Source organism: Brevundimonas mediterranea (genome assembly GCF_011064825.1).
Taxonomy (GTDB): Bacteria; Pseudomonadota; Alphaproteobacteria; order Caulobacterales; family Caulobacteraceae; genus Brevundimonas; species Brevundimonas mediterranea_A.
This window is the reverse complement of sequence record NZ_CP048751.1, coordinates 1-25,292: the sequence shown is the minus strand read 5'-3', so window position 1 is coordinate 25,292 and position 25,292 is coordinate 1. Positions and strand designations below refer to the sequence as shown.

At 66.6% G+C, this 25,292-nt stretch carries 28 protein-coding genes and 1 tRNA gene; 22 read left to right on the top strand and 7 right to left on the bottom strand.

The annotated features are described in order from the left end of the window. Positions 1–178: 178 nt before the first annotated feature. Entirely contained in the window at positions 179–580 is a 402-nt protein-coding gene (locus tag GYM46_RS00145) for a hypothetical protein (RefSeq protein WP_035308171.1), read from the top strand. Positions 581–582: 2 nt separating this feature from the next. Here GYM46_RS00145 and GYM46_RS00140 read toward each other — a convergent pair whose 3' ends face one another. After that, positions 583–1,215 (bottom strand): DUF938 domain-containing protein, encoded by a 633-nt coding sequence (locus GYM46_RS00140; protein ID WP_008261888.1) that lies wholly within the window; start codon positions 1,213–1,215, stop codon positions 583–585. Positions 1,216–1,317: 102 nt separating this feature from the next. Between GYM46_RS00140 and GYM46_RS00135 the strand changes: the two genes are divergently transcribed. The 7 genes from GYM46_RS00135 to rplA all read left to right on the top strand — a co-directional run bounded on the left by GYM46_RS00135 (position 1,318) and on the right by rplA (position 5,449). Beyond that, the gene (locus GYM46_RS00135; protein ID WP_155988124.1) at positions 1,318–1,488 is read left to right on the top strand and encodes a hypothetical protein; all 171 of its coding nucleotides are present in this window, start codon (positions 1,318–1,320) and stop codon (positions 1,486–1,488) included. A 95-nt stretch (positions 1,489–1,583) separates the two neighbouring features. Next, a complete protein-coding gene (locus tag GYM46_RS00130) occupies positions 1,584–2,918 on the top strand; it encodes a hemolysin family protein (RefSeq protein ID WP_196066388.1) in 1,335 nt (444 codons plus the stop codon). A 95-nt stretch (positions 2,919–3,013) separates the two neighbouring features. Next, a tRNA-Trp gene (locus GYM46_RS00125) sits at positions 3,014–3,089 on the top strand. Between the two features lie 70 nt (positions 3,090–3,159). Continuing rightward, positions 3,160–3,459, top strand: coding sequence for a preprotein translocase subunit SecE (secE, locus tag GYM46_RS00120; RefSeq protein WP_008264085.1), 300 nt, complete (start codon positions 3,160–3,162; stop codon positions 3,457–3,459). 13 nt (positions 3,460–3,472) lie between these two features. Beyond that, positions 3,473–4,048, top strand: a complete 576-nt coding sequence (gene nusG, locus GYM46_RS00115) for a transcription termination/antitermination protein NusG (RefSeq protein WP_008264196.1) — start codon at positions 3,473–3,475, stop codon at positions 4,046–4,048. Between the two features lie 276 nt (positions 4,049–4,324). Next, entirely contained in the window at positions 4,325–4,756 is a 432-nt protein-coding gene (rplK, locus tag GYM46_RS00110; protein WP_008259841.1) for a 50S ribosomal protein L11, read from the top strand. Positions 4,757–4,759: 3 nt separating this feature from the next. Next, the gene (gene rplA, locus GYM46_RS00105; RefSeq protein WP_008260414.1) at positions 4,760–5,449 is read left to right on the top strand and encodes a 50S ribosomal protein L1; all 690 of its coding nucleotides are present in this window, start codon (positions 4,760–4,762) and stop codon (positions 5,447–5,449) included. Positions 5,450–5,525: 76 nt separating this feature from the next. Here rplA and GYM46_RS00100 read toward each other — a convergent pair whose 3' ends face one another. After that, on the bottom strand, positions 5,526–6,134 hold the full coding sequence (locus GYM46_RS00100) for an NAD(P)-dependent oxidoreductase (protein WP_008261851.1): 609 nt from the start codon (positions 6,132–6,134) through the stop codon (positions 5,526–5,528). 50 nt (positions 6,135–6,184) lie between these two features. Here GYM46_RS00100 and GYM46_RS00095 point away from each other — a divergent pair, with 50 nt between their 5' ends. The 3 genes from GYM46_RS00095 (at position 6,185) to GYM46_RS00085 (ending at position 7,704) form a co-directional block, all read left to right on the top strand. Further along, complete coding sequence (locus GYM46_RS00095; protein WP_008264338.1) at positions 6,185–6,595, top strand: winged helix-turn-helix transcriptional regulator; 411 nt, start codon at positions 6,185–6,187, stop codon at positions 6,593–6,595. A gap of 74 nt (positions 6,596–6,669) precedes the next feature. Beyond that, a complete protein-coding gene (locus tag GYM46_RS00090; RefSeq protein WP_008263414.1) occupies positions 6,670–7,119 on the top strand; it encodes an NUDIX hydrolase in 450 nt (149 codons plus the stop codon). Between the two features lie 69 nt (positions 7,120–7,188). Continuing rightward, a complete protein-coding gene (locus GYM46_RS00085) occupies positions 7,189–7,704 on the top strand; it encodes a DUF2059 domain-containing protein (RefSeq protein ID WP_008264178.1) in 516 nt (171 codons plus the stop codon). Positions 7,705–7,707: 3 nt separating this feature from the next. On the opposite strand, the gene GYM46_RS00080 is transcribed toward GYM46_RS00085, so the two are convergent. Continuing rightward, on the bottom strand, positions 7,708–8,415 hold the full coding sequence (locus GYM46_RS00080; protein ID WP_008263625.1) for a glutathione S-transferase: 708 nt from the start codon (positions 8,413–8,415) through the stop codon (positions 7,708–7,710). A 318-nt stretch (positions 8,416–8,733) separates the two neighbouring features. Between GYM46_RS00080 and rplJ the strand changes: the two genes are divergently transcribed. Together rplJ and rplL are read left to right on the top strand one after the other, a co-directional pair. Beyond that, entirely contained in the window at positions 8,734–9,249 is a 516-nt protein-coding gene (gene rplJ / locus GYM46_RS00075; RefSeq protein WP_008264370.1) for a 50S ribosomal protein L10, read from the top strand. 62 nt (positions 9,250–9,311) lie between these two features. Further along, entirely contained in the window at positions 9,312–9,695 is a 384-nt protein-coding gene (rplL, locus tag GYM46_RS00070; protein WP_008259470.1) for a 50S ribosomal protein L7/L12, read from the top strand. Between the two features lie 133 nt (positions 9,696–9,828). Here rplL and GYM46_RS00065 read toward each other — a convergent pair whose 3' ends face one another. Continuing rightward, positions 9,829–10,740, bottom strand: a complete 912-nt coding sequence (locus GYM46_RS00065; protein ID WP_035308144.1) for an alpha/beta hydrolase family esterase — start codon at positions 10,738–10,740, stop codon at positions 9,829–9,831. 130 nt (positions 10,741–10,870) lie between these two features. Here GYM46_RS00065 and GYM46_RS00060 point away from each other — a divergent pair, with 130 nt between their 5' ends. Beyond that, positions 10,871–11,551 carry a type 1 glutamine amidotransferase domain-containing protein gene (locus GYM46_RS00060; protein WP_008263932.1) on the top strand — a complete coding sequence of 227 codons (681 nt, stop codon included), beginning with the start codon at positions 10,871–10,873 and terminating at the stop codon, positions 11,549–11,551. Between the two features lie 183 nt (positions 11,552–11,734). Here the strand turns inward: GYM46_RS00060 and GYM46_RS00055 are convergent, their stop codons facing one another. Together GYM46_RS00055 and GYM46_RS00050 are read right to left on the bottom strand one after the other, a co-directional pair. Next, complete coding sequence (locus GYM46_RS00055; RefSeq protein ID WP_008258818.1) at positions 11,735–13,708, bottom strand: M61 family metallopeptidase; 1,974 nt, start codon at positions 13,706–13,708, stop codon at positions 11,735–11,737. A gap of 252 nt (positions 13,709–13,960) precedes the next feature. Further along, a complete protein-coding gene (locus GYM46_RS00050; RefSeq protein ID WP_008259639.1) occupies positions 13,961–15,916 on the bottom strand; it encodes a M61 family metallopeptidase in 1,956 nt (651 codons plus the stop codon). A 261-nt stretch (positions 15,917–16,177) separates the two neighbouring features. On the opposite strand from GYM46_RS00050, the gene serS reads away from it, so the two are divergent. From serS to GYM46_RS00010, 8 genes are all read left to right on the top strand, one after another. Further along, on the top strand, positions 16,178–17,626 hold the full coding sequence (gene serS, locus GYM46_RS00045; protein ID WP_008264062.1) for a serine--tRNA ligase: 1,449 nt from the start codon (positions 16,178–16,180) through the stop codon (positions 17,624–17,626). Positions 17,627–17,752: 126 nt separating this feature from the next. After that, positions 17,753–18,547: a 5'/3'-nucleotidase SurE gene (gene surE / locus GYM46_RS00040; RefSeq protein ID WP_008261109.1), complete on the top strand. Its 795-nt coding sequence runs from the start codon at positions 17,753–17,755 to the stop codon at positions 18,545–18,547. A 76-nt stretch (positions 18,548–18,623) separates the two neighbouring features. Then, complete coding sequence (locus GYM46_RS00035) at positions 18,624–19,268, top strand: protein-L-isoaspartate(D-aspartate) O-methyltransferase (RefSeq protein ID WP_008264048.1); 645 nt, start codon at positions 18,624–18,626, stop codon at positions 19,266–19,268. A gap of 190 nt (positions 19,269–19,458) precedes the next feature. Continuing rightward, complete coding sequence (locus tag GYM46_RS00030; RefSeq protein WP_232216228.1) at positions 19,459–20,544, top strand: peptidoglycan DD-metalloendopeptidase family protein; 1,086 nt, start codon at positions 19,459–19,461, stop codon at positions 20,542–20,544. Between the two features lie 102 nt (positions 20,545–20,646). Continuing rightward, positions 20,647–20,964, top strand: coding sequence for a preprotein translocase subunit YajC (yajC, locus tag GYM46_RS00025; RefSeq protein ID WP_008262385.1), 318 nt, complete (start codon positions 20,647–20,649; stop codon positions 20,962–20,964). A gap of 33 nt (positions 20,965–20,997) precedes the next feature. Next, complete coding sequence (gene secD / locus GYM46_RS00020; protein WP_008259662.1) at positions 20,998–22,590, top strand: protein translocase subunit SecD; 1,593 nt, start codon at positions 20,998–21,000, stop codon at positions 22,588–22,590. Next, positions 22,590–23,579 (top strand): protein translocase subunit SecF, encoded by a 990-nt coding sequence (secF, locus tag GYM46_RS00015; RefSeq protein WP_008261126.1) that lies wholly within the window; start codon positions 22,590–22,592, stop codon positions 23,577–23,579. The genes secD and secF overlap by 1 nt, the downstream gene beginning before the upstream one ends. 36 nt (positions 23,580–23,615) lie before the next feature. Further along, positions 23,616–23,999 (top strand): hypothetical protein, encoded by a 384-nt coding sequence (locus tag GYM46_RS00010; protein WP_008261029.1) that lies wholly within the window; start codon positions 23,616–23,618, stop codon positions 23,997–23,999. A gap of 87 nt (positions 24,000–24,086) precedes the next feature. Here the strand turns inward: GYM46_RS00010 and GYM46_RS00005 are convergent, their stop codons facing one another. Further along, the gene (locus GYM46_RS00005) at positions 24,087–25,292 is read right to left on the bottom strand and encodes a pyridoxal phosphate-dependent aminotransferase (RefSeq protein ID WP_008263621.1); all 1,206 of its coding nucleotides are present in this window, start codon (positions 25,290–25,292) and stop codon (positions 24,087–24,089) included.

Here is a 25,292-nt window from a genome sequence, read left to right as displayed (position 1 = left end):
CGATTTTCGTTTTTCTGGTTCTTCGTGTCGATGGTTCGGCGGCCTTTGTCGCAGAATCTCGATGTTTATTGAAACCCTAGAAGGAGACGTCTTGTACGCTCAAAGCAAATCTTCCGCCGGACCCCGTCGCACTGGTTACAACCGTCCCGTTCCGACCCGGCTGCGCATGGGACTGGTGATGCGACGTGACATGGAATTCGGCGAACTGGGCGACGTCGAAGGGGCGCTGCGGGCTGAAGGCGTGGGCCTGGCGCCCATCTCGACCGGCGACGCCAGCCTGATCACCGGCGGCGTGACCGTTCTGGCGACGGCGACGGCGACCGACATCGTCGAGGGCCGTCTGAAAGGCCTGGTCGTGCCCGGCGGGTCGCAGGACGAGGCCGGCCTGGCCGCCGTGCGATCGCTGATCGACCTAGCGCGCGCCCATGATCTGCTGGTCATCGCCTTCGCCGACGGCGTCGCCGTTGCGGCTGAAAGCTTCGGCGTGACGGTCGAGGCCCAGGGCGCCCTGTTCAAGGACGGCAAGACGACCTTGCTGAACGAGCGCGCCCAGCTGTCGGCCGCCATCGGCGCGCTCTGAAATCAGACGCTTCTGAACAGCAGGGTCAGGTTGTTCGACGGCATCGGAGCCCGGCGCGTGGCCGCAAGGCCATGCGACCGGGCCAGGGTCTCGACCGCCGCACGGTCCCGCAGGCCCCATGCCGGGTTTCGCGCCTTCAGACTCTCGTCGAAGGCGGCGTTCGAGGCCGCCAGCGGAACCTCGGCCTCGCGATAGGGGCCATATAGAACCAGCAGACCGCCGGGGCGTCGCAGGACGCGACCGGCCAGATCCATCAGCCCCTCGGTCGCCGACCAGGGGCTGATGTGCGTCATGTTCGCACAATAGACGACGTCGAACCGATCTTGCGGCCACGTCGCCGGATCGGCGGCGTCCACCGACAGGGGCGGGCGCAGATTCGACGGGCCGGCGCGCCGCCAGGCCGAGAGGCTGTCGCGCGCCTGGGGGCTGGGATCGCTGGGCGTCCAATCCAGACCGGACAGGGCCGAGGCGAAGGCCAGGGCGTGGTCGCCCGATCCGGCCGCAATCTCCAGCACCTGCCCCCGCGCCGGCAGGTGCGTCCGCAACACGTCCAGGATCGAGGCGGCGTTGCGCTGGGCCGCAGGCGAAGACAAGGCGCCGTCGGGTAGGGCGTCGAGGAAGTCCAGAGTCTGCATGGCCTTCTCTTAGCCGTCCGGCGCGGGGAAGGGGAGACTGAGCTAGGCCGCGGTTTTCCCCTGAGCGGGGCGCCGGCTTGCCGGAAAGTTAAGCGATCGTTTATGTCCTTCATCGACGTTAAGCGATTGGCAACCACGATGCGACGCGCAATTCATATCGGACTGTTCATCGGCACCGTGCTCGGCCTGTGCGCCTGCGCGTCGCAATATGACGCGAACGGACGCCCGGTTTCCGGCGCCTATGGCTCGATCGAGGCCGGCCGGGCGGGCTGACACGCAAGGAAAGCGTGGCGCAAAGCGCCGCCGTGCTCTAGTGTCTTTGCGCGGACGCCGTCTGTTGCGCCGCGTTGGTCTCCAAAAACCCCTAGATGTTACTCATCGCTATTGTCGTCGTTCTGCTCCTGGTGGTGCTCAACGGCCTGTTCGCCATGACCGAGCTGGCGGTCGTTTCCTCCCGGAGATCCAAGCTTCAAAGCCGGGCGGAGAAGGGGGATCGCGGGGCGCGCAAGGCGCTGAAACTGGCCGAGGAGCCGACCCAGTTCCTGTCGGCGGTCCAGGTCGGCATCACCCTGATCGGCATTCTGGCGGGCGCCTACGGCCAGGCGACCATCGCAGGCGAATTGGACCGGATCCTCGAGACCAGTTTCCCGGCGCTGGCCGCCTATACCGAAATCTTCTCCACGGCCCTGGTCGTGGTCTGCATCACCTATATCTCGCTGATCGTCGGCGAGCTGGTGCCCAAGCGTCTGGCCCTGATCTTCCCCGAGACCATCGCGGCCAAGATGGCGCCGCCGATCTCGACCCTCGCGATCGTGCTGAAACCCTTTGTGCTGCTGCTGACGGCCTCGACCTCGGGCATCCTTAAACTTCTGGGCGTCAAGGATCGCGATGGCTCGGACGTCACCCAGGAAGAGGTCGCGACCATCCTGGCTGAAGGGACCTCGGCCGGCCTGATCGAGCCCGAAGAACAGGTGATGATCGAGGAAATCCTGCGTCTGGGCGACCGCCCGGTCCGGGTGGCCATGACGCCGCGCCACGACGTCTTCTGGATCGCCCTGGACGATCCCGAATCGGTGCTGCGCGAGGAAATCCGCACCTGTCCGTATTCGCGCATCGTGGTGGCGCGCGAGAGCGACGTCGATAATCCCCTGGGCGTGGTCCACAAGAAGGACCTGCTGGACGCCTTGCTGACCGACGGACGTTTCGACATCGAACCCCTGGTGGCCGAACCGGCCTTCATCCCCCAGTCGACCTCGGTGCTGAAGGCGCTTGAGATCCTGAAAGGCTCCAAGGTCCACATGGCCTTCATTGTCGATGAGTTCGGCGCCTTCGAAGGCGTTGTCACTGCGACCGACATCCTGGAAATGATCGCCGGCGACTTCAACGAGGGTCATGATGAGGAACAGGCCTGGATCCATCAGCGCGCCGATGGCAGCTGGCTGGTCGACGGCCAGACGGACCTGGACGATCTGGCTGACACCCTGGGCGAGGACTTCGGCGAACACGACGGCTTCCACACGGTCGCCGGCCTGATTCTGCACCAGCTGTCGCGCGTGCCGGATGAGGGCGAGGTGGTGCAGGTCGGCCGATTCGAGGTCGAGGTCGTCGATATGGACGACCGCCGCATCGACAAGTTGATCTTCAAGGAACTGATCCAGGCCCAGGACGAGCGGGCCGCCATTGCGGCGCATCTGGAAGACTAGTCACAAGTGTCACATCGCCCTTGAAATGCGGGGCGGTGTCGGGCATACGCCCCCCTCTGGCGAACGCACGGACCCGAGGGTTCGCGCGATTGTCTAGGAGTTTAGCTCAGCTGGTAGAGCACCGGTCTCCAAAACCGGGGGTCGTGGGTTCGAGTCCCCCAACTCCTGCCAATCCCCCCTGTCGCTTCCGGATGGGACTTCCCATCTGGGGCGACAGGAACAATTGTGTGAAGAGCAACTGATGGCCAAGGCCAAATCTCCCGGCAAGCGGCCCCAGGCGGGCGCAAAGCCCCAGACTGCTGCGGCCGCCGCCGCCATCACCATCGATGCGCCCGCGCCCAAGAAGCCGCGCACCAGCCCCAGCGACTTCTACAAGCAGGTCATGGCGGAGGGCCGCAAGATCGTGTGGCCCAGCCGCAAGGAGACCTGGATCACTTCGGTGATGGTCTTCATCATGGTGGTCATCGCCGCGATCTTCTTCTGGGTGGTCGACACCGGTCTCGGTTTCGCCTTCCGCTACATCATCGCTCTCGGATCCTGAGAAAGACGCGCCCATGACCGATGCAGCGCCCGCAAAGCCCGCCAATCCCCGCCACAAGTGGTATATCGTCAACGCCTATTCGAACTTCGAAAAGAAGGTCGCCGAACAGGTGCGTGATCAGGCCAAGCAGCAGGGTCTGGAAGACGCCTTCTCCGAAATCCTGGTTCCGACCGAGGACGTCGTCGAGATCCGTCGTGGGCGCAAGGTGAACTCGGAACGCAAATTCTTCCCCGGCTATGTGCTGGTGAAGATGGAAATGACCGACCAAGCCTATCACCTGGTCAAGAACACGCCGAAGGTCACGGGCTTCCTGGGCGCCGCCGGCGGCACCAAGCCCCTGCCGGTCTCGGAACGCGAAGTTCAGAACATCATCGGCCAGGTGGAAGAGGGCGTCGAACGTCCGAAGCCCACCATCCGCTTCGACATCGGCGAGAAGGTCAAGGTCATCGACGGACCCTTCGCCAGCTTCGACGGTTCGGTCGAGAGCGTGGACGAAGAACAGGCCCGCCTGCGCGTCGCCGTGTCCATCTTCGGCCGCGCCACCCCGGTCGAGCTGGAATATGCTCAGGTGGAGAAGGTCGCCGGCTGACGCTCAGGCGCCGGTTGAGATTTGAAGCCGCGTCCGAAAGGGCGCGGCTTTTTTCGTTTCGCCTCCCCATGCGCGGAGGCGCCTGTCCTCCCCATCGGCCTTCGCCGACGGGGAGGTGACGCCGCCCGTTTGCCTTTCCGTCCCCCCTCTGTTACACGCGCGCCTTCGCTCGACAGGCTTCGGCTCGTGGAGCGTCAAATCCGTGGGAGGCAGCCATGCCGCACCACGGCTCACCGGCCCGCCGTTAAGTCGTCGGGTCATTCATAGGAGAGACCAATGGCCAAGAAGATCCTCGGCTATATCAAGCTGCAAGTGCCGGCCGGTTCGGCCACGCCTTCGCCCCCGATCGGCCCGGCTCTGGGTCAACGCGGCGTGAACATCATGGGCTTCTGCAAGGAGTTCAATGCGCGCACCGAGAAGGAAGCCAAGGGCACCCCGCTTCCGACCGTCATCACCGTCTATCAGGACAAGTCGTTCACCTTCATCACCAAGACGCCGCCGGCGACCTGGTACCTGAAGCAGGCCACGGGCCTGAAGTCGGGTTCGAAGCTGGTCGGCCGTGAAGTCGCCGGCAAGATCACGCAGGCGCAACTGCGCGAGATCGCCGAAAAGAAGATGAAGGATCTGAACGCCAACGACCTCGACGCGGCGGCCAAGATCATCGAAGGCTCCGCCCGCGCGATGGGCCTCGAAGTGGTGGAGGGCTAAACCATGGCCAAGCAAACCAAGGCTCAAAAGGCCCGCACCGGCGTCACCCAAGACCTGCTGCCGTTCACCGACGCCATCAAGCTGGCCAAGGAAAACGCCAAGTCGAAGTTCGACGAATCCCTTGAGATCGCCGTCAACCTGGGCGTCGATCCGCGTCACGCCGACCAACAGGTCCGTGGCGTTGTGAACCTGCCGTCGGGTACGGGCCGTGACGTTCGCGTCGCCGTCTTCGCCAAGGACGCCAAGGCCGCCGAAGCCACCGCAGCCGGCGCCGAACACGTCGGCGCCGAAGATCTGTACGAAAAGATCGCCGGCGGCTTCATGGAGTTCGACCGCGTGATCGCGTCGCCGGACATGATGGCCCTGGTCGGCCGTCTGGGTAAGGTGCTGGGCCCGCGCGGCCTGATGCCGAACCCGAAGGTCGGCACCGTGACCCCGAACGTCGCCCAGGCCGTCAAGGACGCCAAGGGCGGCGCCGTCGAGTTCCGCGTCGAGAAGGCGGGCATCGTCCACGCCGGCATCGGCAAGGTCTCCTTCACCCAGGACGCCCTGGAAGCCAACGTGAAGGCCATCGTGGACGCCCTGGTGCGTTCCAAGCCGGCCGGCGCCAAGGGCACCTATGTGAAGCGCATCAGCCTGTCTTCGACGATGGGCCCGGGCTTCAAGGTCGATCCGGCCTCTCTGGGCGCCTAAGCGCTCGACGTTCCAGAATGATGAAGGCCCCGGAGAGCGATCTCCGGGGCCTTTTTCTTGATCGGTGTCTGTCGCGTCAGTAGGCGGCGGTGAACCGGGCGCGGCCGTGTTTGTGCTGTTCCAGTTCGTCCACCATGGCGATGGCGTAGTCGGCGAAGCTGATCTTGCTGTCGCCCTTGTCATCGACGATCAACTGGTCCCCGCCCGTTCGGAAGGCCCCCAGACGCGGCCCCTCCTCGATCAGGGCGGGCGGAGAGAAGAAGGTCCAGTCGATCTGGGTCTCGCCGCGCAGATCGTCCAAGAAGGCGACGCCGGGCAGGGCGTAGGGCTTGAACGCCTCGGGGAAGTCCGGGGTGTCGATCAGACGCACACCCGGCGCGACCTCCAGACTGCCTGCGCCGCCCGTGACCAGCAGTCGGGGCACGCCGGCGGCCTTCAAGGCGGACAGCAGGGTTTCGGCCGTGACGTCATGATGCAGGGCGCTGATCACTGCGTCTGAGCCCTTGATGATCTCCGCCAGGGCGGCGGAGTCGGAGGCGTCGCCCGCGACCGGGGTGACGCCGGACAGGGCAGGGATGGCTTCGGGCTTGCGGGCGACGGCGACGACGGCATGACCGCGCGCGGCCAGTTCCTTGGTGATTTCCGAGCCGGCGCGACCGCTGGCGCCGAGGACTGCGACTTTCATGGATGATCTCCTGTGGTATCCAACGGGTACCAGGTGTTATGAAGTGCAGCATGTCACAAGAAGGCACTTTACTCTCATCTGGTCACCCGGCGGAAACCCGTCCGCCCGACGTCTATTCGGCCGCTTGCCCGACGCGGCAACTGCTGGATCGGGTCGCCGACAAGTGGACGACGCTGGTTCTGACGCTGCTGCGGGACGAACCGATGCGGTTCAACGCCTTGCGTCGGCGTGTCGAGGGCGTTTCGCAGAAGATGCTGAGCCAGACTGTCCGCCAGCTTGAGCGGGACGGACTGGTCACCCGCACGGTGACGCCGACCGTGCCGGTCTCTGTCTCCTACGCCCTGACGCCGCTGGGCGGCACGCTGGTCGATGCGCTCCAGGCCATGATCGATTGGGCCGAGGACAATATGGCCGAGGTCAGCAAGGCTCAGGCCGCCTATGATGAAAGGCGGCTCGGCTGAACTTTCCGGACGCGGAGCGGTTGACGGAGCGACGTAAACCGCGTTTTGCAAGCCGCGCCGGACGGGGATAGAGAATGGCCAAAGCCGCGAAACGCACAGGCCGGTCGGAAACGCGTCAGGTCGCAGCCCTGCCGTGGCGACGCGGCGAGGCGGGTCTGGAAATCCTGATGATCACATCGCGCGAAACGCGGCGCTGGGTCATTCCCAAGGGCGGTCGTATGGCCGGAAAGACCGACGCCGAAGCGGCGGCTCAGGAAGCGCTGGAGGAGGCGGGCGTTCGTGGTCCCATAGGCGACGCGACCATCGGTCATTTCCGCTATGCCAAGATCGTTCGCAGCGGTGATCTGAGACGCCATGTCGTCGCCGTCTATCCGATGGAGGTGGTGCTCCAACTGGGCGATTGGCCCGAGGCGCACCAGCGCGATCGGCGCTGGATGACGCCTGAGGCGGCGGCGGACAGCGTTCACGAAGCCGACCTCGCCCTACTGATCCGCGACTTCGCCGCCACGCCACCGAGCGATTGAGCAACCGAGAGGCGATTCCCTCTGGCCACCTGCACGCCGTGCTCGGATAAGAACGGCAAGGGGGACGATATGCGTATCATTGGGCTTTTGACGGTTGCGGCTCTGTTCGGCCTGTTTGCGGTCGGACCTGTCGCAGCGCAGGATCGCGGCCTGGCTCAGCGGACGGCGCTGGCGGAGCGGGTTATCCGACTCTCGGCCGGGCCGAACTTCACCAAGGTCATGGAGGCGATGATCGCGGACCAACTGGCCAAGGCGGACACGGAGGGGCAGGGCGCCGAAGAGGCGGCTTGGCTGCGGAGTAACGCGCCGCGCATGCTGACCGCCATGGTCGATGACATGATGGCGGACATGGTCCCCCACTACGCGTCGACGTTCACAGTCGAAGAGCTCGAGGCCCAGATCGCCTTCTATGACAGTCCCGTAGGCCGCCAGGTCGCGACGAAGACGCTTCAGCTAAGCGCGGTGATGAACGAGATCACTATGGAACATCTGACGGCCTTCATCGGAGAGTTGATGACCAAATATTGCGCCCGATTCGACTGCGAGACGGGTGGGCAAACAGGGCGCAAGTCCGGGCGCCGGTAAGCCTCAGCCGTCCAGTTCGGGATAGCGACGGAATATGCCGTCCTCGTTGAACGGGATGCGGCGGTCGCTCTTTAGATAGGTGCTGACACGGGGCAGAGCGGCGACCCTGTCGCGGACGGCGACAATATGCGGCGTGGTGTTGAGCACGGCTTCGGTCGCCTTGGGGAAGGCATAGCGCAAGCCCTCCACCACCTGGAACAGAGACAGATCGGCATAGGTGAGATGGTGGCTGACCAGCCAATCCGGGCCGGAGGGATTGGCTATGAGGACCTGTTCGGTCCAGCGCAGGAATTTCCCGATTCGCTGCTCCCGGAAGGCCTTGGACCGGCGGGCGGCCTCGGATTTCTGCTCGTCGTAGTAGGCCATCAGATCGACCGGGTGGTGGGTGTCGTGGGCCTCGGCGACCAGGTCGGCGAAGGTCAGCTGAATCTGGTTCAGCCAGGCGCGGTCGCTGTCGCCGTTCGGGCTGAGCCCCAGCTGCGGACCCAGCCAGGCCAGGATGGCGGCCACCTGACCGACGGTGCGATCCCCCAGGCGCAGGAAGGGCGGGGCGAAGGAGGGCGTGGCTGCGGTCTCCATCAGCGTCATCATCGCCTTTCCATTGTCCTGGCGCGAGACATCGACATAGTCCGCGCCGGCGGCTTCGAGCGCCAGGCGGACGAACTCGCCTCGCCCCTGGATTGTGGGCCAGTAGTAGAGTTCATAGGCCATGCGCTCGGCTCCTTGATTTCCTGTTGGGCTCCCTGTATGAGCGCCGCTTCCCGTCAGAGGTTCAATCCTTTGACGGTCCTGTCCGAGAACTTCGGGGCGTGGGGGGCACCCAGGCCATAACTGTCAGAGAGCCCTCTGACGCCGTGGGGAGATGGGGACGCGACCTAGCGCTGTCAGCCCGCATTCCGGGACGGACGCCGTCAGACGCATCCTTCGGACAATACGACCGGCCTGAACGCTTCGCAGCGATGCGCGGCGCTTTGGCCAATCCGTCGTCGGGAATAAGCCCGGCGGCGAATGCCAAGACTGGAGACCGCAATGGACCGCGCACAAAAGGCCGAGTCGATCGAGACGCTCAAGGGCGTATTCGCCGACGCCGGCTCCGTGGTCGTGACCCACAACCTGGGTCTGACCGTTGCGGAAATGGAAGATCTGCGCGGCCGTCTTCGTAAAGAAGGCGGCGCGTTCAAGGTGGTCAAGAACCGCCTGGCGCTGAAGGCGCTCGAAGCCGAAGAAGGCAGCGACTACCACGGCCTGTTCAAGGGTCCCGTGGGCATCGCATACGCCGAGAACCCCGGTACGGCCGCCAAGGTCGCCACCGAGTTCGCCAAGGCCAATGATCGTTTCAAGATCATCGGCGGCTTCATGGGCGAAACCGTCGTCGACGTGAAGGGCGTGGAAGTTCTTTCCAAGCTCCCGACCCTCGACGAGGTCCGCAGCCAACTCATCGGCCTGCTCAATGCGCCCGCGACCAAGATCGCCGGCGTGCTGCAAGCACCCGCCGGTCAGCTGGCTCGCGTGTTCAACGCCTACGCCACCAAGGAAGCCGCGTAAGCGGCACAGCCTTTCATCTCTGCATCACTCCCTAATCCCAATCCTCCGAAGGAAAACTGACAATGGCTGACCTCGCCAAGATCGTCGAAGACCTGTCCGCTCTGACCGTTCTCGAAGCTGCTGAACTGTCGAAGCTGCTTGAAGAAAAGTGGGGCGTCAGCGCCGCTGCCCCCGTCGCCATGGCCATGCCGGCCGGTGGCGGCGCTGCTCCGGCTGAAGCCGCCGAAGAGCAAACCGAGTTCACCGTCGTCCTGATCGACGGCGGCGACAAGAAGATCAACGTGATCAAGGAAGTCCGCGGCGTGCGTTCGGACCTGGGTCTGAAGGAAGCCAAGGACCTGGTCGAAGGCGCTCCGCAGAACGTCGTCGAGAACGTCTCCAAGCAAGCCGCCGACGAAGTCGCCAAGAAGCTGACGGAAGCCGGCGCCAAGGTCCAGATCAAGTAAGATCTGACTTTCGGCATTTGCTGAATATCGGAAAGGCCCGGCGGGAAACCGCCGGGCCTTTTCTTTTTGGGCCTATCGCGCTTCGCGCTGCTTGAGGCCCGTGGGCGGCGCTACGGCTGGGGCTTGGTCTGTATCAGTTCTGCGGGCGTGTCCGCGCGGCGAAGAAGGCCCACATGGCTTCGTTGTCGGCGACCCAGCTGTGGCCGCCGTCGCGGGTGATGCGGCCGACGACCTCGGCGCCGGCTCGGCAGTCGGCGTAGCCTTCCTCATAGACCGAGGCCGAGACCCAAAGCGTCGGGCGTGTCGTGGCGCAGCCGTTCAACTGGGCCCAGCGCTGCTCGGCCGCGTGCATCGTATAGCTCCAGTAGGGGGCGCCCCCGCCCTGGATCGGATTGGTCGTGTCGGCGTCGCCGGCGAAGGCGATGACCGGCATGGGGCGGGACGGCCGGCAGGTGGCCGCATCGGGCCGTTCAGGCGAGCCTTTGCGAGGGTTGCCCGCTCGCAGGCCGACGACCGGCGCGATGGCGGCGAAGCGGTCGGCGGCCACGCAGCCCAGCCAGGACGTCATCCGACCGCCGCCCGACAGGCCCGTGGCGTAGACCCGGCTGTCGTCGACGCAGCCCTGTGAAGCCAATTCCTCGACCGTCTCCACCAGGAAGCCGACGTCGTCGGCGTCGTCTGGACCCGGCACGTCGCCTGTGATGGTCGGCACGCCGGGGACGTTCCAGACGAAGCCCCGGTCGACCGGGATGCCCGCGTCGGGGGCGGCGACGATGAAGCCGTGCCGGTCGGCGGTCTCGGCCAGTTTGGAATCTCTCAGGATCGCCGCGCCCGTGCCGCCGCTGCCGTGCAGGACGAAGACAAGGGGAGCGGGCCGAGCGGGGTCGAAGCCGCGCGGAACATGGATCTGCACCGTACGCCGGTCGGGACCGAAAGCGACGCTGCGGGTGGCGCCGGGCTCGCCGATCACGCAGTCGGCCTTGGCGATGGACGCCAGTCCAAATGCGCCCAGTCCGAACGCCAAGGCTCCGAGCCAATGTCTCATGCCGTGTGTCTCCCTGTGTACTGGCCGCAGCGTGAAGCGATTCCTGGATGCGCCACACAGGCCGGTCGCCGACCATTGGAGGGATCGGTCTGGCTTCCCATTTGTTAGGCCTGAAAAGGAGATCCCCCACATGAAGATCCTGACGGTTCTGACCTCGCACGATCAACTCGGCGACACCGGCAAGAAGACCGGCTTCTGGCTCGAGGAACTGGCTGCGCCCTATTATGCGATGAAGGATGCGGGCGCGGAGATCGTCCTGGCCTCGCCCAAGGGCGGTCAGCCGCCGCTGGACCCCAAGAGCGACGACGCGGACGCCCAGACCGAAGACACGCGCCGATTCAAGGCCGACGCCGAGGCTCAGGCCGCCCTGGCCGCGACTGTCGAACTGGCCTCGGTGAAGGCCGATGATTTCGACGCCGTCTTCTATCCCGGCGGGCACGGGCCGTTGTGGGACCTGGCGAACGACGCCGACTCCATCGCCCTGATCGAGGCCTTCGCCAAGGCGGACAAGCCGACTGGCTTCGTCTGTCACGCGCCCGGCGTGCTGAAGTCGGTTCATGGGCCGGACGGCAAGCCGCTGGTCGAGGGTCGCAAGGTGACGGGCTTCACCAACTCGGAAGAGGAGGCTGTGGGCCTGACCGAGGTGGTGCCCTTCCTGGTCGAGAACGTCCTGAGCGCCAACGGCGGCGACTATTCCAAGGGGCCGGACTGGGGGTCGTATGTCTTGGTCGACGGCAAGCTGGTGACGGGGCAGAACCCGGGCTCGTCTCGTGAAGCGGCTGAGGCCCTGCTGGGGTTGTTGAAGGGGTGATGCTCACCTCTCCGCGCGCGAAGGCGCGTGGGGAGGACAGATCGCGGTAGCGATCAGGAGGGGGCGACTCCGACAGTGGGGATGACCCCAAGAGCTTCAGCCACCGAGTCGCCCCCTCCTGGCGCTCGCTGACGCTCCCGCCTGTCCTCCCCGCCGGCCTTCGCCGACGGGGAGGTGTCCCGTCTAGCGCCGACGCGGAGCGAGGATGTCCGACAGGCGGTCCGGTGTGCCCTCGATCCGTTCCAGGCGCGGATAGCGCAGGCCGTCGCGGTAGTCGAAGGCGACGGTGCGGAAGCGGTCGCCGGACTTGATCAGCAGTTCGAGCGGGGCGTCGGTCCCCTTGGCGGCGGTGACGGCGTTGCGCAGCACCTCGGCCGAACCGGCCTTGCCGTTGACGGCGACCAGGCTCCAGCCCGCGCCGATGCTCTGCTCGAAGGCGGGACCGCCCCAGCGGACGTTGGCGATCTTGTCGCCGGCCAGGGTGAAGCCCAGCGAATACTGGAAATCGTTGGCCCAGCCGGTGTTGACGGCCTTCTCGTCGGCGGTGGGGGTGTCCGTATAGATCAGGCGCCAGCCGCCGCGCTCGATCCCCGCCAGGGGGGCGCGGGCGTCGGGGCCGACGGCGTCGAGCCGGTCGCGCAGGAAGGTCGCCCAGTCATGCGGGTGGACGGCGTTCAGGGCGGCGACGACCTGATCGAAGGTATAGCCCTGGGGCGCCCAGGAGCCGTCGTCATGGCCGAAGAAGCCCTTGGCGAAGTCGTCGAGGGACTTGCGGCCATTGGTCTCGGCCCGGATCAGGGTGTCGGCGTCCAGCCAGACCAGCAGGCTTTCCCGGTAATAGTCGCCCGTGCCGCGCATCCACGAGGGGTACTGGCCGGGGACGCGGTAGCCGAGGAGGTTGTGGTTGTTGGTGTCCTGCAGCGCGCGCCACTGACGGCCCGGCTGGTTGTCGTAGAAGGCGGCGACATTGGCCAGGGTGGCCAGGGCGACGGGCTTGGAGTGCAGGCCGGCGCGGGCGGCCAGGACGTCCCCCCAGTATTCGGTCTGGCCCTCATAGACCCACAGCAGGGTGTTCTGGGTCGGGACGTTGTGGTTGGCGGTCAGTTCGTCCGCCGGGCGCATGAACTTGCCGTTCCAGGAGTGGGTGTACTCGTGCGGCAGCAGGCCCCGGTCGCCGGCGCTCTTGGCCCAGTCGGTGAAGAACTCAGGCTTGCCGGTATTCTCTGAACTGCGGTGATGCTCAAGGCCGATGCCGCCCATCTGGTCGGTCAGGGCGAACAGGAACTCATAGTTGTCGAAGTGGCGGGCGCCGAACAGGCGGTCGGCCTGCTGGACCATGTTCTCGTAGAGCTTCAGCTGCTCATCGGTGGCGGCGAGGCCCTTCTCCTCGTCGGCCAGCAGGTTCAGGTGAACCCGGTCGCCGGTGGGGTCGATGTCCACGCGGCGGTAGTGGGCGCCGGCGAACATCGGACTGTCGATCAGGGTGTAGAGGTCGGTCGTCTCGAAGGCGGCGACGTCGCCGTTCCGGGACGCCGTGGTCAGGGCCGTGCCGTACTTCCAGCCAGAGGGCAGGGCAACGGAGGCGGCGACCGGGATCTGGCGGCTGTAGTAGCCGGCCGGATAGAGGATGGCCTTCTCCCACTGCAGATTGACCATGGCCGGGGTCATCAGGACGCGCCAGTTGGAACTGTCCGGCTGGGTCAGCTGCTGGAAGGCGACGTCGATGCTGGTCACGCCGGCGGGGATGTCGAGATGGAAGGCGTAGGGCTCGAGGGTGTCGCGCAGCCACTCGATCCGCTGTCCGTTCGCCGTGACCGTGAGGCCGGCCAGCAGCTGGATCGGGCCGGTGTCGGCGTGGTTGCCCGGCAGGTATTTCGGATAGAGCAGGGTCAGGGGACCGGGGCCGGCGACGGGTATGGTCTGGCTGACGCGGATGATGCGGCGGTCGAGGTCGGTGATGTCGGCCCGGTACTGGATGACGCCAGGATAGGGGGTGTCGGCTGGGGCGGGGATGGCCGGCTGAGACCGGGGCAGGGCCAGGGCGGCCTGGGTCGGGTCAGTGACCACCGGCGTGGACTGGAAGTCCTGGGCCAGGGCCGGGGCGGCGGTCATCAAGGCGGCGAGGCAGGCGGCGGCGGTCAGGCGGGTACGCGGCATCAGATCATCCGAACGGGAGGGCAGGCCTGCACCGTCGGGGAGCGGGGGAGAGGCGTCAAGGGACAGATGGTCACCTCCCCGCGCGCGAAGGCGCGCGGGGAGGACAGATCGCGCCAGCGATCAGGAGGGGGCGACTCCGAAAGTAGGGATGACCCCAAGAGCGTCTGATACCGAGTCGCCCCCTCCTGGCGTTCGCTGACGCTTCCGCCTCACCTCCCCGTCGGCCTTCGCCGACGGGGAGGTGAGTTGGGTTCAGCGCTTGCGGGGCGTCAGGATGTCGCCCAGGCGGTCGGGGGTTCCCTCGATCCGCTCCAGGCGCGGGTAGCGCAGGCCGTCGTGGTAGGGCAGGGCGACGGTCTTGTACTGGTCGCCGTCCTTGACGATCAGGGTCACGGACACGGCCGGATCCTTGGCGGCGGTGACGGCGGCGGCGATGCGGTCAGGGTTGGAGGCCTGGCCGTTGACGGCGACGATCTCCATGCCCGGCGCCAGGCCGGCGTCGAAGGCGGGGCTGCCCCACTGAACGCTGCCGATGGCGTTGTTCTCGCCCGTCTGGAAGCCTAGCGAATAGGTGAAGTCGTTGCGTTTGAACTCCCCGTACAGGGTCTTCTGATAGGCGGTCGGGGTCTCGGTATAGACCAGCCGCCAGCCGCCGCGCGTCAGGCCGTCCAGAGGCGCATGGGCGTCCGGGCCGGTGGCGTCGAGGCGGGTGCGCAGGAAGGTCGCCCAGTCGTTGGCCACGACGCCGTTCAGGGCCGCCACCACGTCCTCGAAGGTATAGGGTGCGGGTTCGAAACTGCCGTCCTGGACGCCGTAGAAGGCCTTGGCGAAATCATCCAGCGACTTGCGGCCGTTCGTCTTCTCCCGGATCGTCGTGTCGACGTCGAGCCAGATCAGCTGGCCTTCCGAATAATAGTCCTCGTTCCGCTGCCAGGACAGCCAGCCCTTGGGCCGGCGCTGGCTGATGATCGGGTCGTTGGTCGTGTCCTGAAGCGCGCGCCACTGACGGCCGACGCGGGCGTCATAGGTCGCGGCCGTCAGGGCCAGGGACTCCATCGCCTGGTCCCTGGTCAGCAGGCCCGAGCGGGCGGCGATCACCTGCCCGTAATACTGGGTCTGGCCTTCATAGACCCATAGCAGACTGTTCTGCATCGGGCTGTTGAAGTTCGGGACGTACTGGTCGGCGGGGCGACGCCATTTGCCGTCCCACGAGTGGTTCATCTCGTGGCTGAGCAGGTCGCGGTCGCCCAGATGCGTGTCCCAGCCGGTGAAGAATTCCGGATCGACCGCATTCTCCGAACTGCGGTGATGCTCCAGACCAATGCCGCCCAGCTTGTCGCTCATGGAGATCAGGAAGTCGTAGTGGTCGAAATGGCGGGCGCCGTACAGGCGGTCCATCTGAACGACCAGATTGCGCAGAATCTGGATCTGCTCGACCGTGGCTTCCAGGCTCTTGGCCTCGTCTGCGACGATGTTGGCGCGGACCGGAGAGCGGCCGCCGGGATCGAGATCGATCTGGCGATAGTGGACGCCGGCGAAGACGGGGCTATCGACCAGGACCTCCAAATTGACCGGCTTGAAGGTCTGGAGGTCGCCGTCCTTGGTCTGCGGCTCCAGCGCCGTGCCGAAACGCCAGCCCGTGGGGAACTTGACCGTCGGCTGGACCATGATGTTCCGCGACCAGTGGCCGGCGGGATAGAGCAGCATCTTTTCCCACTGGATGTTCAGCATCTCGGGCGTCATCGTCACCCGGCCTTGGTTGCCGGTGGTGGGCGACAGGTGCTGCATCCTGATCTTCAGCTCGGTCGCGCCGGCCGGAACGGTGATGTGGTAGGCGAAGGGGGACAGGGTGTCGCGCACCCATTCCACGCGCTGACCATTCGCCGTGATCTCGATCCCCGCCAACTGCACGATGGGCCCCACGGGGCCGTGGTTGCCCGGCAGCCATTCGGGGAAGAACAGGGTCATCGGCCCCGCCTGGGCCACCGTGATGGTCTCTGTGACGCCGAAGACGTGCTGGGCCAGGTTGGTGGCGTCGATATCCAGGGCGATCACGCCCGGATAGGCGACGTCCCGCGCCTCGGGGATCGGCGGCTGGGGCGCGGGCAGGGCGGACGGATAGGTCGAAGCCTGCTGCGCCAGGGCGGCGGGCGCGGCCGAGACCAGCAGAAGGGCGAGGCCGGCGGCGCTCAGGCGGGATCGGATCATTGACGAGGTCTCATGCCGCTTGGGGAGGTTGCGACAGTCCGCCGCAGCGGCGGGGGCGTCAAGCCGGCGATGTCGGACTTTGGCGAAAACAGTCCGATGGGGGCAAGCCGGTGCAGGAATCGAGCCGGGGGTTCAGACCGACGCCGTCGTCGCGGGTCGCGCAAAAGGCTTAAGCGAGGTCCGGCGGCTTCCTGCCGTTGCCCGACTCCGCGCGGGCGGGTAGAGCGTTCGGCTTCTCCCGCCCAGCCGAAGTTTCAGACCATGCACGATATCCGAGCCATTCGCGAGAACCCCCAGGTTTACGTCGCGGGCTGGTCGTCGCGCGGGGTGGACGAGGCCGACGGGCTGGTGGCGGACATCCTGCGGCTGGACGCCGAACTGCGCCACGCCCAGACCACGGGCCAGGACGCCCTGGCCAAGCGCAACGCCGCCTCCAAGCTGATCGGCGCCGCCATGGGCAAGAAGGACATGGCCGAAGCCGACCGGCTGAAGGCCGAGGTCGAGGCGCTGAAGGGCGACATCGCGGCGGCGGCCGAGGTCGAGGCGCGCGTCGGCAAGGAACTGCGCGACCTGCTGGCGGCGCAGAAGAACCTGGCGGCCGAGGATGTGCCGGACGGCGAGGACGAGGCGGGCAATCTCGAGGTCTCGCGCTGGGGAACCCCGCGTGAAGGCGGCCCGGCCAAGGATCACGCCGATCTGGGCGAGGCCCTGGGGATGCTGGACTTCGAGGCGGCGGCCAGGATGTCGGGCGCCCGGTTCGCGGTGTTGAAGGGGCAGCTGGCGCGGCTGGAACGGGCCGTGGGGCAGTTCATGCTGGATTTGCAGACGGATCAGCACGGCTATCTGGAAGTGAACCCGCCGCTGCTGGTGCGGGATGAGGCGATGTTTGGGACCGGGCAGTTGCCGAAGTTCGAGGAAGATCTGTTCAAAGCCTCACACGTTGATTTCGACGACTACCAAATCGCGCACATGAACCTCATCAACACTGCGTGGCTCGAATCGTCTTGGGAATTCTCTGACGGTTGGACGAACCCGCCTGAGGACTTGGTGAAGCGTTTGGGAGAAGTGGCCGGCGAAGCGTGGCGAGCTGTCGAAACTCGTCACTTCCTCATCCCCACCGCCGAAGTCTCCCTGACCAATCTGATCCGCGAGACCATCCTGTCCGAGGACGACCTCGCCACGCCGATGCGGATGACGGCGCTGACGCCCTGTTTCCGCGCTGAAGCCGGGTCGGCGGGGCGGGATACGCGCGGCCTGATCCGCCAGCACCAGTTCTCCAAGGTCGAGATGGTGTCGATCGCGCGGCCGGAAGACTCCGACGCCGAGCACGAGCGGATGACGGCCTGCGCCGAGGCGGTGCTGAAGGCGCTGGAGCTGCCGTTCCGGCGGATGCTGCTGTGCAAGGGCGACATGGGCTTCTCGGCCCAGAAGACGTTCGACCTGGAGGTCTGGCTGCCCAGCCAGAACACCTATCGCGAGATCAGCTCCTGCTCGAACTGCGGCGACTTCCAGGCCCGGCGCATGGATGCGCGGTTCAAGCGGGCCGGCGAGAAGAAGACCGAGTTCGTCCATACGCTGAACGGGTCGGGGCTGGCGGTCGGGCGGACCCTGGTGGCGATCATGGAGAACTATCAGCAGGAGGATGGGCGGATCGCGGTGCCGAAGGTGTTGCAGCCCTATATGGGAGGTTTGACCCATGTGGGCGTTTAATCCTCCCCCCTTGGGGGAGGGGGACCGCGAAGCGGTGGAGGGGGCCTGCGGCCCCCGTGACGGTTCCGCCTTGCCCCCCTCTGGCGCGCGTCGCGCGCCTGTCTCCCCCCAACGGGGGGAGATGGCATGAGAATCCTCCTGACAAACGACGACGGGATCGAGGCGGAAGGTCTTGAATCCCTTGAGCGGATCGCGCGGACGCTGAGCGACGACATCTGGGTGTGCGCACCCGCCGTCGAACAGTCGGCCAAGGGCCGGGGGATCACCCTGAGCGAGCCGCTGCGGGTGCACAGGCACGGCGAGCGGCGGTTCTCGGTGACGGGGACGCCGACCGACTGCGTCATCCTGGCGGTCAACGACCTGATGCCGGAGCGGCCGGACCTGGTGCTGTCCGGCGTCAACCGGGGGCATAACATAGGCGAGGACGTCAGCTATTCGGGCACGGTGGCGGGCGCCCTGCAAGGCATGGCCTTCGGCATCCGCTCCATCGCCCTGAGCCAGAGCCTGGAGCGGTTCCACGACGAGGTGGTGGCCCACTGGGAAACGGCCGAGGCGTTCGCGCCGGCCATCATCAGCAAGCTGCTGGACCAGAAATGGGCCAATGGGGTGGTGATGAACCTGAACTTCCCCAACCTGCCGCCCGAACGGGTCGAGCAGATCGAGGTGACGACGCAAGGGTTCCGCGACGTGGGCGAGATGCACGCGGTGCGGCGCACCGACCTGCGCGGGCGGGATTATTACTGGATGAGCTTCCGCGGCGAGAAACAGGAACATGCCGAGGGCACCGACCTGAGGGCCATCGAGGCGGGGCGGATCTCGGTCACGCCGCTGCACATCGACCTGACCCACATGGCCAGCGTCCATGACCTGAAGAAGGTGCTGGGCGGGGCGCCGCCGAAGAAGACGGAGCGCGCTGCGTGATGAGGCCGGCTGTCTCGCGCCCCCTCCACCACGACGCAAGGGCGTCGCGGTCCCCCTCCCCCAGGGGGGGAGGAAAATGAACCTGCACGACGACCGCGCCGGACGGCTGATCCTGTCGCTGCGCCAGCAAGGGGTGACGGATCCCCGGGTGCTGGCCGCGATGGAGAGCATCGACCGCGCGGTCTTCGTGCACGAGAAATTCCTGGACCAGGCCTGGGAAGACCAGGCCCTGCCCATCGACTGCGCCCAGACCATCAGCCAGCCCTATATCGTCGGCCTGATGACCCAGGCCCTGGACGTCCAGCCCCGCCACCGTGTGCTGGAGATCGGCACCGGCAGCGGCTACCAGTGCGCGGTGCTGAGCCGGCTGGCCCGCTATGTCTATTCGGTGGAGCGGTATCGCAGCCTGCTGGTCGAGGCGGAGGCGAAGCTGCGGACGCTGGAGATCGACAATGTCATCACCAAGCATGGCGACGGCGGCCTGGGCTGGATCGAACAGGCGCCCTTCGATCGCATCATGGTGACGGCGGCGTCTCCGGCCGAGCCGACCGAACTGTTGAAACAGTTGAAGCCGAACGGTGTTCTGGTGGCGCCCGTTGGCAGGACCTCGGTGCAGATGCTGCACCGCTATGTCGGTCAGGGCGACGGGTCGTTCCGGCGCGAGAGCCTGACGGAGGTGCGGTTCGTGCCCCTGGTCGAGGGGACGGCGAAGGAGGGGTAGGTGGGCGTGAGTGGTGAATCGTGAGTCGTGACTGAATGTCGCCCTCGATTCACCTCACGATTCACCTCTCACGAGTCACGCCGTCTCGCCGTTAACCTTCCCGCCCAACTTTGGCGATGATTGCGGGCTTGGCTTAAGCGGCGCGAGCGGGCACACCGGGCGGGCAGTTTAACCATCTAAGGAGCGGCCGGTGGCGGTGATATCGGGCTGGATCAGAGCGGTTGTAATCGCGGGGGCGTCGCTGAGCGCGGCGGCCTGTATGACCTATCCGTCCGAGCCGCAGTATTCGACGCGACCGACGGTGGGCGGGCAGGGCGCCTATCCGCCGCCGGCGCAGCAAGGTCCGTATGGTCAGCCGACCTCTCCGCAGGCTCAGCCTTATCCGCAGCCGCAAGCGACGGCGCCGGTCGGCCAGGTGGATGGGGGATATCTGCCGCCGCCGGTCGCTGCGACGCCGACGCAGCCGACCTATGTTCCTCCCGCGTCCTCCTATCCGGCGTCGCCGACCCCCTCGGGCGTGGTCACGCCGGGCGCCGCCTATGAGATCCAGCCGGGCGACACCATCTCGGGCGTCGGCCGGCGGTTCCAGACGCCGGTTCAGACCCTGATCGATCTGAACGGCCTGGGGCCGCGCGGCGCGATCACGACGGGCCAACGAATCATTCTTCCCGATGCGGCGGTCGATACAGGCCGCGACCCCTATGCGACCGGGCCTTCGCCGGCCGGAGTTCTGGTGCCGAACAGCGGCATGGCCCCGCCGCCGCCTCCGCCTCCGCCTTCGGGCAACGCCGCGCTGCCCGCCCAGACCCGTCCGACGGCCCCGGCGGCGGGCGCGGCTCGCCCGCCGGTCAGCGCCGCGCCTTCCGCGACGCCCGTTGCGGGCGGTCCCATCGCCCTGTTGTGGCCGGTGCGTGGCGATATCCTGCGGCGGTTCGGCCCGGTCGGGATGGGCGAGCGCAACAACGGGATCAACATCGGCGCCTCGGCCGGCGCCTCGGTCGTGGCCTCGGCCGGGGGACGCGTGGCCTATGTCGGCGACGATCTGGTGGGGCAGGGGCTGACGGTGCTGGTGGTCCACAACGGCGGCTGGCGCACGGTTTACGGCCATCTGGGTTCGGCGACGGTCAAGGACGGCGACGACGTGCGTGCGGGCCAGCAGATCGGCACGGTCGGTCTGACGGCCGGCGACGGACGCCCGTCGATCCATTTCGAAACCCGCCAGATGCGCGGCGACGACCCGGTCGCGGTCGATCCCCTGACCGTATTGCCACGCTGAACGTTTAGCCGCGTTGCAATCCGCGAGACGGAGCCCTAGGTTCCGCGCCTCGTTTTAATGGGGGCCGGCGAGGGCTGTCCCCCTTGTGTTCGGAGACTACCCATGGGCGCCCCAGCTGACGGCGGCATGATGGCCGTGATCATGCAGTTCCTGCCGATCGTCGCCATCTTCATCCTGTTCTACTTCCTGCTGATCCGTCCGCAGCAGAAGCGGGCCAAGGAACATGCGGCGGCCATCGGCGCCGTGAAGCGCGGCGACACCGTCGTGCTGTCCAGCGGCATGATCGGCAAGGTGACCCGCGTCGAAGAGGCCGAGGTCAATGTCGAGATCGCGCCCAGCGTCAATGTGCGCGTTGTCAAAACGATGATCGCTGAGGTGCGCAACCGCACCGCCATCGCCGCCAACGATTCCAAGGCCTGATACTTCGCGTATCGCTGAACCGAGACCGCCCTCATGATTCAGCTGTCGCGCTGGAAAGTCATCCTCGTCGTCGCCTCGGCGATCCTCGGCTGCCTGCTGGCCTTCCCCAACCTGCTGAGCTCGGCCCAGCGGGAGGCGCTGCCCGGCTGGCTGCCGAAGAACGCCCTGAACCTCGGGCTCGACCTGCAGGGCGGGTCGTATCTGCTGCTGGAAGTCGATGTGCCGGCGATGCGCGAAAAGCGCGTCACCAACCTGATCGAGGATGTACGGGTCACGCTGAACGGCGAGGGAATCGCCACCAACGGCTTCCAGCGCGAAGCGGGCGGGGTGATCGTGACCCTGGCCAATCCGGGGCAGCAGACGGCGGCCTTCGAGGCCCTGCGCCAGCTGGCCGGGGCCGCGGGCCCCTCGGGTCAGGTCGAGCGTACCGCGACGCGTGTGGGCGGCGACCGGATCCGCTTCGCCTATACGGACACGGCCCTGGCCGGCATGGGAGCGACGGCGGTGGACCAGTCGATCGAGGTGGTGCGCCGCCGGATCGACAGCCTGGGCACGCGTGAACCCTCCATCACCCGCCAGGGCGCCGACCGGATCGTGGTCCAGGCGCCGGGCGAGAGCGATCCTCGCAAGCTGGAGGAGGTCATCGGCCAGACGGCGCAGCTGACCTTCCAGATGGTGGACAGCGAGAATTCGGTGACGGACGCCATGGCCGGACGGGTTCCGCCGGACGCCGAATTGCTGGTGGACGAGCAGGGCACGCCCTACCTGGTCAAGAAACGCGTCCTGGTCTCGGGCGAGAACCTGACCCGCGCCGGGGTCGGTGCGGACCAGAGCGGCCGCCCGGCCATCGACTTCCGCTTCGACGCCGCCGGCGCTCGCCGGTTCGGCGAGGCGACGGCCGCCAATCTTGGCAAACCCTTCGCCATCATTCTGGACGGCAAGGTCATTTCGGCGCCGACGATCCAGAGCGCAATCACGACCGGTTCGGGCCAGATCACCGGCAGCTTCTCGATTCAAGAGGCTGCGACCCTGGTGAACCTGCTGAACGGAGGCGCCCTGCCGGCGCCGCTGAACGTCGAGGAACGTCGGACCGTCACCGCCGAACTGGGCGCCGACGCCGTGGCGGCGGGCGCCCTGTCGACCGCCGTCGGCTTCGCCATCATCGTGGTCTTCATGATCCTGGCCTACGGCTTCCTGTTCGGGGGCGTGTCGGTCATCGGCCTGGTGCTGAACGGGGTGCTGATCGTGGCGGCCATGTCGCTGACCCAGGCGACCCTGACCCTGCCGGGCATCGCCGGTCTGATCCTGACCTTCGCCGTGGCCGTGGACGCCAATGTGCTGATCTATGAGCGGATGCGCGACGAGGCTCGGTCGGGCCGCAGCGTGATCGCCAGCATGGACGCCGGCTTCTCCAAGGCCTGGGGCACGATCCTGGACGCCAATGTCACCACCCTGGTGGCGGCGGCGATCATGTTCGTCTTCGGCGCCGGTCCGGTGCGCGGCTTCGCCTGGACGCTGAGCATCGGCGTCTTCACCTCGGTGTTCTCGTCGGTTCTGGTGGCCCAGGTGCTGCTGGCCTACTGGCTCAAGACCGCCAAGCCCAAAAAACTGCCGATCGCGGAGTGATGGCGATGCGTGGATGGCCCTTCATCAAACTGCTGCCGCAGAAGACGAATTTCCATTTCGTCAAATACGCCCGGTTCGCCGCGGTGCTGTCGGTGGTTCTGTGCGTCGCCTCGATCGTGGCGTGCTTCGTTCCCGGCCTGAACATGGGCATCGACTTCCGGGGCGGCGCCTCGATGGAGGTGTCCAAGCCGGCCGGTCAGGCTATCGAGCTGGACCGCGTGCGTGAGGCGGTCAACAGCCTGAACCTGGGCGACGTCCAGGTGCAGGGCATCGCCCGGCGCGACACCAATGTGGATGACGGCTCGACCGCCATTCTACGCTTCCAGGTGCCGGAAGGCCGCGACCAGACCCAGGTGGTCAACCAGGTCGAGACCGCAATCAGCCAGACCGTGGGCGAGGTCCAGTATTCGGGCGTCAGCGTCGTCGGCTCCAAGGTCTCGGGCGAGCTGTTCACCTCGGGCCTGCTGGCCCTGGGCGTCGCCATCGGCCTGATGTTCCTCTACATCTGGTTCCGGTTCGAACCGCAGTTCGGCTTCGGCGCCGTGATCGGCCTGCTGCACGACGTGGTGCTGACCTTCGGTCTGATCGTGCTGTTCCGGCTGGAGTTCAGCCTGAACATGGTCGCCGCCATCCTGACCGTCATCGGCTATTCGATGAACGACACCGTGGTGGTGTTCGACCGTCTTCGCGAGAACCTGCGCAAGTATAAGACCATGCCATTGCGTGAGGTGATCGATCTGTCTCTGAACGAGACCCTGTCGCGGACCATCATCACCGGCGTGACCGCCGTCATGGTGCTGGCGGCCCTGGCGATCTTCGGCGGCGAGGCCCTGTTCGGCTTCTCGATCGCCCTGATGTTCGGCATCATCATCGGCACCTATTCGTCCATCTATGTCGGCGCGCCGATCATCCTGCTGTGGGGCGTCAAGCGCGGCGCCCTGGCCGACGACGCCAAGCCGATCAAACTGGGCATGGCCAGCCGGCCCTGATCATCGCATCCTCTCCCGGAAACGGGGGAGGGCGTGATGAGGCGAAGTTTCGTGCTGGCGGCGTTTCTGGCGCTTGGCCTGGGCATGGGCGCCGAGGCCCAGACCCATGTTGGCAAGGACGCCTATCAGGGACTGCACTGGTCGGTCGCCGCACCCCAGGGCGCGTCCTGGACCCTGGTCTGTCGATTTCGCCCTGTGACGGTCTGGGTCAGTCCCTATGAGCGGGACCGCTGGATGAACATCATGACTCAGGATGGCCGAGGCAGCCGCCATGGCCGCCTGCCCGGCGACAACGGCCGCTGCTCCCTGACCAAGACCGGCGGCGAGGGCTCGGTCGGGATCGCCCTGGTCAAGAACGGCATGGCGACGTCGGCGGGCACGCGCGATCAGGCGAACCCAGCGAAGGTGACGGTGTTCTGAACCTGATCGCGCTCTACGCGATTCCCACCCTCTCGCCCGTCACCCCTCGGAACGAGCCCGAGGGTGACGGGCAGTGGAACGGAATCGTCAGCGCAGCGAGGCGGCGAAGCGCTGGATGCGGGTGCAGGCTTCTTCCAGCACGGCGTCGGAGGTGGCGTAGCTGATGCGGAAATAGGGCGACAGGCCGAAGGCCTCGCCCTGGACCACGGCGACGCCCTCGGCGTTCAGCAGTTCGGCGGCGAAGGTGCTGTCGCCGTCGATGACCACGCCCGATTCCGTCGTCTTGCCGATCAGGCCGGCGATGGACGGATAGACGTAGAATGCGCCTTCCGGCACAGCGCAGGTGAGGCCGGTCGCCTGGTTCAGCATCGAGACGACCAGGTCGCGACGCTTCTCGAAGGCGGCCTTGCGCTCGGGGATGAAGTCCTGGGTTCCGTTCAGGGCCTCGACCGCCGCCCACTGGCTGATGCTGGTGGGGTTGGAGGTGGTCTGGCTGGCCACCTTGCGCATCAGGTCGATCAGCGCCTTCGGCCCGCCGGCGTAGCCGATGCGCCAGCCGGTCATGGCATAGGCCTTGGACACGCCGTTGACCGTCAGGGTGCGATCGATCAGGTCGGGCGCGACCTGGGCGATAGTGGTGTAGTCGAAGTCGCCATAGACGAGGTGCTCGTACATGTCGTCGGTCAGCACCCAGACGTGCGGGTGGCGACGCAGGACGTCGGCCAGGGCCAGCAGCTCCGCCTGGGTGTAGGCGGCGCCGGTCGGGTTGGACGGGCTGTTCAGGATCAGCCACTTGGTGCGGGGCGTGATGGCGGCCTCCAGCACCTCGGGACGCAGTTTGAAGCCGTCCTTCTCCTCGCCGACCACGGTGACGGGCTCGCCGCCGGCCAGCAGGACCATGTCGGGGTAGGAGACCCAGTAGGGGGCGGGCACGATGACCTCGTCGCCGGGGTTCAGGGTGGCGACCAGGGCGTTGAAGATGACCGGCTTGCCGCCCGGCGCGACGTGGATCTGCGACACGTCATAGTTCAGACCGTTCTCACGCGCGAACTTGGCCACGATGGCCTTCTTCAGCTCGGGCATGCCGTCGGCGTCGGTGTATTTGGTCTCGCCGCGATGGATCGCGTCGATCGCGGCCTGTTTGATATTCTCGGGCGTGTCGAAGTCCGGCTCTCCGGCGCCGAGGCCGATCACGTCGCGGCCCTCGGCTTTAAGCTTCCGGGCCTGGGCGGTCACGGCGATGGTGGCCGAGGGCTTGACGCGGGCGAGGGCGGAAGATTGCAGGCTGGACAT

Excerpts from the sequence above, each read along its gene's own strand:
- GYM46_RS00145 (WP_035308171.1), top strand. The coding sequence starts at position 179 with ATGCGACGTGACATGGAATTCGGCGAACTGGGCGACGTCGAAGGGGCG.
- GYM46_RS00140 (WP_008261888.1), bottom strand. The coding sequence starts at position 1,215 with ATGCAGACTCTGGACTTCCTCGACGCCCTACCCGACGGCGCCTTGTCT.
- GYM46_RS00135 (WP_155988124.1), top strand. The coding sequence starts at position 1,318 with ATGTCCTTCATCGACGTTAAGCGATTGGCAACCACGATGCGACGCGCA.
- GYM46_RS00130 (WP_196066388.1), top strand. The coding sequence starts at position 1,584 with ATGTTACTCATCGCTATTGTCGTCGTTCTGCTCCTGGTGGTGCTCAAC.
- secE (WP_008264085.1), top strand. The coding sequence starts at position 3,160 with ATGGCCAAGGCCAAATCTCCCGGCAAGCGGCCCCAGGCGGGCGCAAAG.
- nusG (WP_008264196.1), top strand. The coding sequence starts at position 3,473 with ATGACCGATGCAGCGCCCGCAAAGCCCGCCAATCCCCGCCACAAGTGG.
- rplK (WP_008259841.1), top strand. The coding sequence starts at position 4,325 with ATGGCCAAGAAGATCCTCGGCTATATCAAGCTGCAAGTGCCGGCCGGT.
- rplA (WP_008260414.1), top strand. The coding sequence starts at position 4,760 with ATGGCCAAGCAAACCAAGGCTCAAAAGGCCCGCACCGGCGTCACCCAA.
- GYM46_RS00100 (WP_008261851.1), bottom strand. The coding sequence starts at position 6,134 with ATGAAAGTCGCAGTCCTCGGCGCCAGCGGTCGCGCCGGCTCGGAAATC.
- GYM46_RS00095 (WP_008264338.1), top strand. The coding sequence starts at position 6,185 with ATGTCACAAGAAGGCACTTTACTCTCATCTGGTCACCCGGCGGAAACC.
- GYM46_RS00090 (WP_008263414.1), top strand. The coding sequence starts at position 6,670 with ATGGCCAAAGCCGCGAAACGCACAGGCCGGTCGGAAACGCGTCAGGTC.
- GYM46_RS00085 (WP_008264178.1), top strand. The coding sequence starts at position 7,189 with ATGCGTATCATTGGGCTTTTGACGGTTGCGGCTCTGTTCGGCCTGTTT.
- GYM46_RS00080 (WP_008263625.1), bottom strand. The coding sequence starts at position 8,415 with ATGGCCTATGAACTCTACTACTGGCCCACAATCCAGGGGCGAGGCGAG.
- rplJ (WP_008264370.1), top strand. The coding sequence starts at position 8,734 with ATGGACCGCGCACAAAAGGCCGAGTCGATCGAGACGCTCAAGGGCGTA.
- rplL (WP_008259470.1), top strand. The coding sequence starts at position 9,312 with ATGGCTGACCTCGCCAAGATCGTCGAAGACCTGTCCGCTCTGACCGTT.
- GYM46_RS00065 (WP_035308144.1), bottom strand. The coding sequence starts at position 10,740 with ATGAGACATTGGCTCGGAGCCTTGGCGTTCGGACTGGGCGCATTTGGA.
- GYM46_RS00060 (WP_008263932.1), top strand. The coding sequence starts at position 10,871 with ATGAAGATCCTGACGGTTCTGACCTCGCACGATCAACTCGGCGACACC.
- GYM46_RS00055 (WP_008258818.1), bottom strand. The coding sequence starts at position 13,708 with ATGCCGCGTACCCGCCTGACCGCCGCCGCCTGCCTCGCCGCCTTGATG.
- GYM46_RS00050 (WP_008259639.1), bottom strand. The coding sequence starts at position 15,916 with ATGATCCGATCCCGCCTGAGCGCCGCCGGCCTCGCCCTTCTGCTGGTC.
- serS (WP_008264062.1), top strand. The coding sequence starts at position 16,178 with ATGCACGATATCCGAGCCATTCGCGAGAACCCCCAGGTTTACGTCGCG.
- surE (WP_008261109.1), top strand. The coding sequence starts at position 17,753 with ATGAGAATCCTCCTGACAAACGACGACGGGATCGAGGCGGAAGGTCTT.
- GYM46_RS00035 (WP_008264048.1), top strand. The coding sequence starts at position 18,624 with ATGAACCTGCACGACGACCGCGCCGGACGGCTGATCCTGTCGCTGCGC.
- yajC (WP_008262385.1), top strand. The coding sequence starts at position 20,647 with ATGGGCGCCCCAGCTGACGGCGGCATGATGGCCGTGATCATGCAGTTC.
- secD (WP_008259662.1), top strand. The coding sequence starts at position 20,998 with ATGATTCAGCTGTCGCGCTGGAAAGTCATCCTCGTCGTCGCCTCGGCG.
- secF (WP_008261126.1), top strand. The coding sequence starts at position 22,590 with ATGGCGATGCGTGGATGGCCCTTCATCAAACTGCTGCCGCAGAAGACG.
- GYM46_RS00010 (WP_008261029.1), top strand. The coding sequence starts at position 23,616 with ATGAGGCGAAGTTTCGTGCTGGCGGCGTTTCTGGCGCTTGGCCTGGGC.
- GYM46_RS00005 (WP_008263621.1), bottom strand. The coding sequence starts at position 25,292 with ATGTCCAGCCTGCAATCTTCCGCCCTCGCCCGCGTCAAGCCCTCGGCC.